Origin of the sequence: Nostoc sp. DedSLP04, from assembly GCF_034530775.1 — a bacterium.
GTDB lineage: Bacteria > Cyanobacteriota > Cyanobacteriia > Cyanobacteriales > Nostocaceae > Nostoc.
Genome location: NZ_JAVRCL010000015.1, coordinates 117461 through 127286 on the forward strand (window position 1 = coordinate 117461; position 9826 = coordinate 127286).

The following is a 9826-nucleotide window of genomic DNA, read 5'->3' on the forward strand; positions in this document are numbered from 1 at the left end:
GTAAACAAAGATAGTTAGAAGTGAGGAGTTAACAGTTATGAATTATGAATTAGCACAAGTTTCATCGTTCATAATTTATCATCAATCGGTCTATAACTCCTAACTCCTAACTCCTAACTCCTAACTCCTAACTCCTAACTCCTAACTACTTCTTCACCACTTGCAAGCGCTGAGTTACCATTGTCATTCCATTACCTCGCAGGATGACAGCAGAAATCCATTGGCTACCTGGGGTAGATGGTGCTTGTCCTACTTTAAACAATCCGCCAGATGTCAGTAATTCCAAATCGACGGGTGTAGGATTAAGAAATTTATCTGGTTGGATAGATTCTTCTAAGGCCGTTCCTAGCAAAAAATCATCACCAAGTGGCTGTTGAACGATCGCATCAAAATTATACTTCTGACCGACTTGCACTTGCTGGGGCAATTTAATATCAATTTGGGGCGGATTACTACCAGAAGTAAGCAGGGTGCGTTCTGACAAAATGTCTTGGCGGACTATTTTTCCGCCTTCAATGCGCTGACGCGATTTAATTGTGGCATTGAGAGCTAACTTATTACCGTTACCAGAGGGTAAGCCAGTTATCTTTGTTTCTGTTTCAGCAATAATTCCATTAGCTTCAGGTTTTGAAGATAGCAGTTTCGTGCTGTATTGCAATTTCGGATATCGTTGCCAAAGTGAAGTCAAAGACTTTTCCAGGGTTTGGAGGTTTAATCCATCGCCATGAGTGAAATTGGGACTGTAAAATTGCAACACCCCTCTGATATCGCCTCGGCTGGCGGCGGTATCAACTTGTGTCAACAGGTTTGTCAAAGCAGCTGGTGCATTTTGGGCTGTTGTGGCTTGGGATAATTGCTGTGGTGTCGTCGCCTGAGTACGTTGCCAACCAGTTGTTAAACCAATAGTCAGCAGAAACGAAACTAGCCAAATATTTGCTGGGAATTTGAGTTGTCGTCTCACTAAGGCGGTAATAATGTTAGTCATGGGTAAGAGTTTACTGATTTGATTAGAGAAAGTAAGCAAATTGTTTTATCTTAGTTAAGCTAGACGCTAAACGGTAGAGGTTTGATGGCAAACGCACCGATACGATTATTAATAGCTGCCAGTGGGACTGGTGGACATTTGTTTCCAGCGATCGCCCTGGCTCAAAAACTTCCAGATTATCAAATAGAATGGCTGGGAGTACCCGATCGCCTAGAAACTCAACTTGTCCCGAAACAGTATCCCTTGAATACTATTGCAGTTGAAGGGTTTCAGCAAGGGTTTGGAGTTTCCTCGATTCGCATTTTGGGTAAACTCGCCCTTTCGATTCTAGAAGTCAGACGAATTCTCAAACAGGGAAATTTTCAAGGGGTGTTTACTACAGGCGGTTACATTGCCGGGCCAGCCGTGATTGCGGCGCGTTCTCTCGGTTTACCCGTGGTTTTCCACGAATCTAACGCCTTACCAGGTAAAGTAACTCGCTTTTTTGGCCCTTGGTGTAGTGCGGTAGCTTTGGGATTTGAAGTCGCTGCTAAGTATTTACCTCGTGCCAAAAATGTCTATGTTGGTACTCCGGTTAGAGCGCAATTTCTTGATGGGGCAATTAATGCGCCACTAGATTTAGCTATTCCTGATGGTGTGCCTTTAATTGTTGTTTTTGGCGGTAGCCAGGGTGCAGTTGCAGTGAATAAATTGGTGCGCGAATCTGCAAAAGCTTGGTTTGATGCTGGTGTTTATGTAGTACATTTAACTGGCGATCGCGATCCCGAAGCAGATAGTCTCAAACATCCACAGTACATAGCCTTACCTTTTTACAACAATATGGCAGCGTTATTGCAACGTGCTTCTTTGGCGATTAGTCGTTCTGGCGCAGGTAGCTTAACAGAATTGGCAGTGTGTGGAACGCCTGCGATTTTGATTCCTTACCCCTTTGCCGCAGAAGACCATCAATCTTACAATGCAGATGTATTTACTTCATCGGGTGCAGCGTTAACGTTGAAGCAATCTGAGTTGACGACTGAAGTATTGCAAAGTAGTGTGTTGAATTTATTGCAGTCACCGCAAGAGTTAGCAAAGATGGGGGAAAAAGCAAAGGCGATCGCAGTTCCTGATAGTGCCGAAAAATTGGCGCAGTTAGTGCGTGAGGTGATAGAAACATAACGTTGATTATTTCGCATTAAAGAATATGTTATTTAGCAAAAAACTTCGCTTTACAGTAGGTTGTGCTGCCTTATTACTTGTCAGTTTAGCAAGTAGTTATCTATATACCCACTCAAAAACTAAACAGTCATTTACTCAACAAGAAAATTCTACCCTACTTCAATCGCAGATTTCTCTGACCTCAAATAAAGATAGCGATCGACTTAACTCTAAGTTTCAAAATGCTTTTACATCTCGACAGAATTTGTTAACAGCATCTACACCCTATCCAGTTGTTGATGAGTTCAAAAAATATAAATTTAACATTAATGGCAGCCAGATTGCTACTTCAGGAAAACTACCAAATAGTAAGGTTAAATTCAATCAAAGAGATTTATTAACTGTTCTCGTTAATACTAGAAAATATTTTCAAGATTATGCTTCAGAAGATCCAGATATTATGCGTACAGGAGTGCTTGCTACTCAAGGAGTTACTATATCCGATGTCCTCAAAACTTTGGATTTCATGATTGCTGTTTTGAAGGAGGATATTGCTAATAATCGGGCTACTCGTTTACAAGACTCTCAATTTATTAATACCAATTTTCGAGTCATTAAATGGTCTGCTTACAACCCCAAAGCTAAACAGCAAAAGCAATTACGAATTACCAAATATGCTGTATTTACTCACCCTGGTTCCCGCAAGAAAACCTCTACTTTTAATATACCAATTTATAGCTTAAAAGATAACTCTAATAACGATAAGTTCTACACTCGATACACAAAGCAAGATGTTTTATCTGGTATTTATGAACCAGGTGGTCGAGAATTTGGAAAAGTTAATACTCTTGCTTATCTAACCAGAAATGGCTTAGAAGAAGCAATTATGGAAGGAACAATCCTGATTAATTTTACAGATGGTTATAAGGCATTTTTTAATGTAGATAGAAACAATGGAATGGCTTATATCCGTGGATTAAAGGCAACAGCACAAAAGCGTTATTGGTATTTTAGAGAAGTTGATGCTATTAAAGGCTATGGATACAAAATAGATGCAAAAATTTCTATCAAACCCGGAGTTACTTTTGCTGGAGATGTTTTAAATATCGGTTTAGGTAAAGTGATTGTGATTGAGCATACTCAAGGTGGCCGCAAACATCTGCAAATGGGAGTCATCGCCGATACAGGCGGGGCATTTTTACCCAATCTCTATCAGCTCGATTTTTTGGCAGGTATTTTTAAGAATAAAAAAGAATTTGGGCAGAATATAAGCCAATTACCGGAATATGCTACGGCATATTTTTTAGTCAAGAAGTAATGCATTGACCAAAGAGGGGGAAAGGGAAAAGGTTAAAGGGAAAGGAAAAAGATGTATTTCGAGATACGTAGTACGAGAAATACAGCGTCCTCGCCTCATATCAAGCCCCTAACTTTAGTTATGGGGTTCCCTTTCCCCTTTCCCAATAAAGATGCATCCCTGCCCGAAGGGCTTGACCTGATGTCAAAAATCTATGCACGGGTTAACAATTCTAAGTTGTGGCCATCGGAGTCATAGAAATAGAAGCCACGACCTTCCTTTCTGTGGTTAATTTGTCCTTTATTGTGATGCATGGGGTCGCTACTGTATTCAATACCTGCCTCTTTGATGCGTGCAAAAATTGCATCAAATTCTTCATCATTAACGTGGAACGCATAATGATGTGGCTCGAACGCTTCAGCGTCGGCGAAGTCAAGCGTTAATGCATCATTTATATGTACAGCAGCAAAGTGACCAATGGGATGCTCGACCTCTAAACCGAAAATTTTTGCAAAGAACCTCGCCGCTGCTTCTTTGTCATGTGCGGGCACTATGGTGTGATTTAGAGTAATTGTCATGTCACACCTTCCCTCCTAATTTTGGTACTAATCCATATCAACTCTCAATTTCAGAGTCGAGAACAATAATGTTCCTTTCTATTTTATCTTTTGGGCGCTAACACCAGAGTAAATATATCTAAATCCTGGGTTCAACAGTATTGTGAACAACTGCAAACACTAAAGCTCAAGCTTAAATAAGCAAACCTGATAACTCGTATCAGTTTTACTGAAGTAATAAAACTTGATTAAAAATTGTAAAGCAGTGTAAAGTAGTTTCACAGGCAAAGACGAAACCGCCTGATTCATAAATAACCGCAATCATAAAACAATGACAACAACCATCCAACAGCGCCAAAGCGCCAATGTATGGGATCGATTCTGCGAATGGATCACCAGCACCAATAACCGGATCTACATCGGTTGGTTCGGCGTAGTCATGATCCCCACCTTGCTAGCCGCCACCGCTTGCTTCGTAATCGCCTTCATCGCTGCTCCTCCAGTAGACATTGATGGCATCCGCGAACCAGTAGCAGGTTCCTTGATTTACGGAAACAACATCATCTCTGGTGCAGTAGTTCCTTCCTCCAACGCCATCGGTTTGCACTTCTACCCAATTTGGGAAGCAGCTTCTCTTGATGAGTGGTTGTACAACGGCGGCCCTTACCAGTTGGTAATCTTCCACTTCCTGATTGGCGTATTCTGCTACATGGGTCGTGAATGGGAACTATCCTACCGCTTAGGAATGCGTCCTTGGATTGCAATTGCCTATTCAGCACCAGTAGCAGCAGCAAGCGCAGTATTCTTGGTATATCCCATCGGACAAGGTTCTTTCTCTGATGGTATGCCCTTGGGTATAAGTGGAACCTTCAACTTCATGATCGTGTTCCAAGCAGAACACAACATCTTGATGCACCCCTTCCACCAATTAGGTGTAGCTGGTGTATTCGGCGGAAGTTTGTTCAGTGCAATGCACGGTTCTTTGGTAACTTCTTCCTTGGTTCGTGAAACCACCGAAACCGAGTCCCTTAACTACGGTTACAAATTCGGTCAAGAAGAAGAAACCTACAACATCGTTGCGGCTCATGGCTACTTCGGTCGTCTAATCTTCCAATACGCTTCTTTCAACAACAGCCGTTCACTGCACTTCTTCCTCGCAGCATGGCCTGTAATCGGAATCTGGTTCACCGCCTTGGGTGTAAGCACAATGGCGTTCAACTTGAACGGTTTCAACTTCAACCAATCAATCATTGATTCTGAAGGTCGTGTGATTTCAACTTGGGCTGATGTGATCAACCGCGCTAACCTGGGTATGGAAGTAATGCACGAGCGTAATGCTCACAACTTCCCTCTTGATTTGGCTGCTGGCGATTCTGCTCCTGTAGCTCTTACCGCTCCTGCTATCAACGGTTAATCATAATCTGAGATACGCTCTTCACGATTTTCTATAAATAAAAGACGCTCTCCCGAAAGGGGGGGCGTTTTTGCATTGGGTTAATTGCTACGTTACAGCTATTTTCAGATAAATAGACAACGCGGTAGGGGCGCAAGGCTTGCGCCCCTACTTTTTTGAAGCGCAAAATGGCCTTTATCGGTGAGAACTTAGGAAATAATTATCAAAAAGTAAATTTTACGGGTAATAATTGCTAGCAGCGCAGATAATTGCCTGAAAGCTAAAGTATAAGGAGAAGCCAAAAATGATTTTACACCGTGGGCATAGGGTAGTAGCCGCTTTATTGCTGTCGGTGGTACTACTGACAACAGCCTGTAGTCCAAAAACACCGGGACGTTTTGACCAGGCACAAAAAGAAAGCACTCAACAAAAAAGCGGTCAATCGGTAGCTAAAACCGCAACTCAGGGTAGCGAATTTAATCAACTTTTTCCAAAAGCTGGTGATGGCTACCAACGCGTCTATACCCAAGAGAAAAAAGGCTTTGCGGAAGCGAAGTTGAAGAAAGGCGGTAAAGATATAGCGTTGCTGTCTATTTCTGATACCACTAGCACACCCAATGCAGCAGCAAAGTTCTCGAAAAGCACTAAAAAAATTGGCGGTTATCCCGCAATAGAAGTTGGTAAAACGCAAACTGCAATTTTGGTTGGTAAGTACCAAGTAAAAGCACTTTCTCGCGATCCGTCATTTACAGCTAGCGATCGCGAAGATTGGCTAGAGAAGTTTAATCTTAATGGTTTGGCTAGACTGAAATGATTTGCACTCCTAACATTCAGATAATAAAACCTAAATAAGGAGATTTTTGTGAGTAAATCGATTGTTGAGTTAGTCGATCAATTGCCAACTGGCGGCTTGACTGTTTCTATGTTGAAGTCTCTCGATTTTGTTGCTCCTGGAGAGTGGCAAAATACCGTTGGCTTTGTTAACACTATCAAGAAAGTCACTGGCGAAGACGACGAAGATTTAATTCAGCAAATTGGCGAACGAGCGATTTATCTATTCAATGATAAATCCCAAGGATACCAAACAGCCTTGTGGTTATATCAAACTGTTGATAATACAGATAAAGCGCTTGGTGCAGCAGCTTTAGCTAACAAAGTCGGCGAAAAAATTCCTTTGTTGGGTTTTTTAAACTCTGTCACTCCCAAACCTGATAAAGCCCAAACTATCGATCTGACATTAAAATTAGTGGCTGAGTTAGTAGCCTTCTGTCAGATTAACGGCATTCCGGGAGACAGTATTGGGGATTTTGTCGCCTCTTTAGGAGAGTACAGTGGTGAGTCGCTGATCCGCATGGTGGCATTAGTTTGCGTTGATGGTTTGATACCTTTGGGCCCAGATTTTATCAGCAAAGCGATATCTGGGCTGAATCAAACAAATCCACAGGAGTTAGAACAAAACTCAACTTTCCAAAATATCAAAGATGTGATTCCAGGGAGCAATGCTGGCAGTAAACTTAACTTTATCGGTGAAAGCTTTGACTCTGTGAAAGGTTGGATGAGTGGGTTAGTTAGCGCCAATAATTTAACGCCGCAAAAGGTTGTCCACAACTTGCAAAGTTTTACTGATATTGCTGATGACAAGTTGGACTACCTCGCAGCATTCCTGGATGTAGCAACAAATTATTATGAGCACACTGGCACGCAAACTTTAGCACATCGCTTGATTGAACGCGCGGTAGCTGAGATTTAGGTTAATGGGGACTGGGGACTGGGGACTGGGGACTAAAGATTAGGAAGCAAGATTTCCTAATACCCAATACCCAATACCCAATACCCAGTCCCTATTGGGGTAAATGCAAATCTGCGGCGATCGCGTACAAGTAAGGTTGAAAAATAGCCAAGTTTTCTAGTTTATCAAATTTACCTGTTTGCGTACCTGTGTCAAATGCAGTAGTAATTACGTAAAGTTGAGTGCCATCAAAGGCAACATGACCGATATGTTGCTCTTGTACTTCACCTTGCTGCTTAAGTCCGACGAACCCATAGCGAATTCCCTGAAGCTTACCAATGGTTACTGGTTGCGGTGGGTAGGCTGAGAAAATAATTTGTTTTCCATATTTACCCTGTCGATCTTTGGCAAACGCAGTGTAGCGATCTGCAACCCAAGTCTTAAGTACTGGTAATAACTGGGTTTGGTACTTAGGACTTTGGTAGTCTACTAGAGAAGCAGTTGGAATACGAGCTGCCAAGAGTTTCTTTCGGAAATCCTCATTGTTTGCTAATGGGTAAATATTAATCTCAACTGTACCCAAACGTTTTCCTTTGGAGGAGACACACAACAGGGGTGCATTTCCTTCACAGGGAGCAACTTGCCAGTTAGTTGGAGCAGCAGCACTTCCCAGAATTTTCTGCCAGATATTTCCCTGATTAGAGTTGGGAAGTTTGGCAACGGTAGGAGATTTTACTACTTTGGGTGAAGAAAATTGGGGTAAAAAAAATTTGGCTCCCACCAGTATTGACACCAGCAAAATAGAACCTAGTAATAAATGATAAAGTCGTAACATTTTTTCAATATCCAGAGCCAGGGATTGCAGACTAACGATATCTACAATACTTTATGGATCTCTACTTCGGGAGAGTTTCTGGCTATGATGTATATCTAAGAACATCAATCAAGTTGTTCTTAGATTACATCTTATGGTTTATTGCCTAAGTTGACACATTAAGCAATACTGTACTCCTAGAAATAATTTGTATTGCTTTCAATGGTTTCAGGCATTTAATCTTCGTCAAGGGCTGGGAAAGCTTCTTCAAGCTGCCACAACCGATCTTTATTTTCAACGAACCAAATACGAGTTTCTGGAGTTAATTTACTCCAAATGTCTTCAACCGGGATGTGAGGAGATGCATACTGATAATGCTGACCAAGTGATTTAAGATTGTCCGCTACATCACGGGGAATTCCAAATTGTTCCCAGTCAACTGTGATATGTCTTCCCGAAACTCCGGCTGTGGGGTCGAAAACCAATTGTGCCGATCTGACTAAATCAGCAAAGTGTTTCGGTTTGAGTTTGGTGATTTCTTGAATTTGGAGTGATTCGTTATGCTCTTGAGACATGATCGCCGCAGTGGTAAAGATTAGTGATTCAGTTGAATTTACTGCCAGAGATTTTTATCCCAATATTTTTACTTTAGCGCAGAGCCACTAACTCGATCGCGACTTAACCACACAAGGGGTTTAAGTAAATCGTTTAAGGTGATAAAATTTACCACACATATAGCAGTACAATGTCTAAGCTAGTAATGAAAAGTTTGTAGTAAGCACTAAAGTGCTTAGAAAATAAGGACTTTAGTCGAATGGCACTAAGTTAAGATACAGCCCTTGCCCCAACTGGTTCCCAGCCTGGAGGCTGGGAAACCATTCTCAGAGGCTCCGCCTCCTCTTTCTTGACAAGAGCCTCTCGGAACTCGTTCCCAGGCTGGGAACGAGGATACAATAAGCCTTTGGGCTTTTCTTAGTGTGGTTCGACTAAAGTCTTTACTACGAACTGTTCCCAGTACCTATTTTAGTGACGAGTATAGGAATGCTCAAAGTGAGTTTTGAGTGTATGAGCCATAACAGAGATGACAATTGCTGCTATGGAAACCGATATTGCTGCGATTTTGATTCTAGAATCATCTGCAAGCATTGCTACAGCAGCTAGAGCGATCGCTACCCCAATACAACCTTGTTTGACCCTATTTGTCAGCTTATAAGCTCGATTGCAAGAATTACAAATAAGTGTGTGTCGTGAAAATCTGTCTAGCAAAATCGGCTTTGAATTCAACTCGTTATTCTCAACATTTTTAAATGTAGAATAGCCTTGATAAAAAGGCAAAGATGAGCCAAATTTATCTAGCCACTTACGGAACTCAATCACTAATGTGTCAGATGTTTTCAGCGGCAAATATAATTCTTTGAGACTTCTTCCCAAGCGTTCAATTTCTGCTTGTTGTCCCGCAATCAGAGGCAAATCCTGCTCCAATATTTTGTTCGTATTCAAGTGATCGAGCCAGCGCGGCCTCAGCTTGACTCCCCAAGTCATGAAATTACGATAACCTCTAGCTAAAAGACGACATCGCCCTTTACCTAAAGGAATTGAATACAAAGCTAGTCCAAATGTCCAATCTTTTTTTTCAATATAAGCAGTATTTAACACAAGACTTGGAGCAACAAAATCAATATATTTCCAGGCTTCATTTGATTTTTTAGCTCCCCGCCACCTGCCTTTAACCCCCTGAACCGAATTCTCTAGCACTTCCATTTCTAGCGGTTGGGCATTTTTCCGATTACCACCACCCCTAGTGCCACTATGGCTAATAGCAACATGAGCAGGATCGATGACGTTTTCTACTAGATATGTTTAGACATGTCCTTAAAACAAAAGTTATGGAAAAATGATACAGAAATAAAAATT

At 41.6% G+C, this 9826-nt stretch carries 9 protein-coding genes and 1 pseudogene; 5 read left to right on the forward strand and 5 right to left on the reverse strand.

Annotated elements, in window-relative coordinates; all coding sequences use genetic code 11:
• Window positions 1-145: 145 nt before the first annotated feature.
• Window positions 146-985, reverse strand: coding sequence for a nuclear transport factor 2 family protein (locus tag RMX89_RS11650; RefSeq protein ID WP_322671956.1), 840 nt, complete (start codon window positions 983-985; stop codon window positions 146-148).
• An 84-nt stretch (window positions 986-1069) separates the two neighbouring features.
• On the opposite strand from RMX89_RS11650, the gene murG reads away from it, so the two are divergent.
• Window positions 1070-2143, forward strand: a complete 1074-nt coding sequence (murG, locus tag RMX89_RS11655) for an undecaprenyldiphospho-muramoylpentapeptide beta-N-acetylglucosaminyltransferase (RefSeq protein WP_322689049.1) — start codon at window positions 1070-1072, stop codon at window positions 2141-2143.
• 25 nt (window positions 2144-2168) lie between these two features.
• Complete coding sequence (locus RMX89_RS11660; RefSeq protein ID WP_322689050.1) at window positions 2169-3440, forward strand: hypothetical protein; 1272 nt, start codon at window positions 2169-2171, stop codon at window positions 3438-3440.
• Window positions 3441-3631: 191 nt separating this feature from the next.
• On the opposite strand, the gene RMX89_RS11665 is transcribed toward RMX89_RS11660, so the two are convergent.
• A complete protein-coding gene (locus RMX89_RS11665; protein WP_322689051.1) occupies window positions 3632-3997 on the reverse strand; it encodes a VOC family protein in 366 nt (121 codons plus the stop codon).
• 310 nt (window positions 3998-4307) lie between these two features.
• Here RMX89_RS11665 and psbA point away from each other — a divergent pair, with 310 nt between their 5' ends.
• The 3 genes from psbA to RMX89_RS11680 all read left to right on the forward strand — a co-directional run bounded on the left by psbA (window position 4308) and on the right by RMX89_RS11680 (window position 7119).
• A complete protein-coding gene (gene psbA, locus RMX89_RS11670) occupies window positions 4308-5390 on the forward strand; it encodes a photosystem II q(b) protein (protein WP_322689052.1) in 1083 nt (360 codons plus the stop codon).
• Between the two features lie 283 nt (window positions 5391-5673).
• A complete protein-coding gene (locus RMX89_RS11675) occupies window positions 5674-6183 on the forward strand; it encodes a hypothetical protein (protein WP_322673988.1) in 510 nt (169 codons plus the stop codon).
• 48 nt (window positions 6184-6231) lie between these two features.
• A complete protein-coding gene (locus tag RMX89_RS11680; protein ID WP_322673989.1) occupies window positions 6232-7119 on the forward strand; it encodes a hypothetical protein in 888 nt (295 codons plus the stop codon).
• Window positions 7120-7210: 91 nt separating this feature from the next.
• Here the strand turns inward: RMX89_RS11680 and RMX89_RS11685 are convergent, their stop codons facing one another.
• From RMX89_RS11685 to RMX89_RS11695, 3 genes and pseudogenes are all read right to left on the reverse strand, one after another.
• The gene (locus RMX89_RS11685; RefSeq protein WP_322689053.1) at window positions 7211-7933 is read right to left on the reverse strand and encodes a hypothetical protein; all 723 of its coding nucleotides are present in this window, start codon (window positions 7931-7933) and stop codon (window positions 7211-7213) included.
• A 215-nt stretch (window positions 7934-8148) separates the two neighbouring features.
• Window positions 8149-8487 (reverse strand): hypothetical protein, encoded by a 339-nt coding sequence (locus RMX89_RS11690; protein WP_094347761.1) that lies wholly within the window; start codon window positions 8485-8487, stop codon window positions 8149-8151.
• 448 nt (window positions 8488-8935) lie between these two features.
• A pseudogene (locus RMX89_RS11695) lies at window positions 8936-9754 on the reverse strand (aromatic ring-hydroxylating dioxygenase subunit alpha); the annotation flags it as partial.
• Between the last annotated feature and the right edge of the window lie 72 nt (window positions 9755-9826).

What these genes read in the sequence shown, in the direction of transcription:
- RMX89_RS11650 (WP_322671956.1), bottom strand. Translation starts at nt 985, where the DNA reads ATGACTAACATTATTACCGCCTTAGTGAGACGACAACTCAAATTCCCA.
- murG (WP_322689049.1), top strand. Translation starts at nt 1,070, where the DNA reads ATGGCAAACGCACCGATACGATTATTAATAGCTGCCAGTGGGACTGGT.
- RMX89_RS11660 (WP_322689050.1), top strand. Translation starts at nt 2,169, where the DNA reads ATGTTATTTAGCAAAAAACTTCGCTTTACAGTAGGTTGTGCTGCCTTA.
- RMX89_RS11665 (WP_322689051.1), bottom strand. Translation starts at nt 3,997, where the DNA reads ATGACAATTACTCTAAATCACACCATAGTGCCCGCACATGACAAAGAA.
- psbA (WP_322689052.1), top strand. Translation starts at nt 4,308, where the DNA reads ATGACAACAACCATCCAACAGCGCCAAAGCGCCAATGTATGGGATCGA.
- RMX89_RS11675 (WP_322673988.1), top strand. Translation starts at nt 5,674, where the DNA reads ATGATTTTACACCGTGGGCATAGGGTAGTAGCCGCTTTATTGCTGTCG.
- RMX89_RS11685 (WP_322689053.1), bottom strand. Translation starts at nt 7,933, where the DNA reads ATGTTACGACTTTATCATTTATTACTAGGTTCTATTTTGCTGGTGTCA.
- RMX89_RS11690 (WP_094347761.1), bottom strand. Translation starts at nt 8,487, where the DNA reads ATGTCTCAAGAGCATAACGAATCACTCCAAATTCAAGAAATCACCAAA.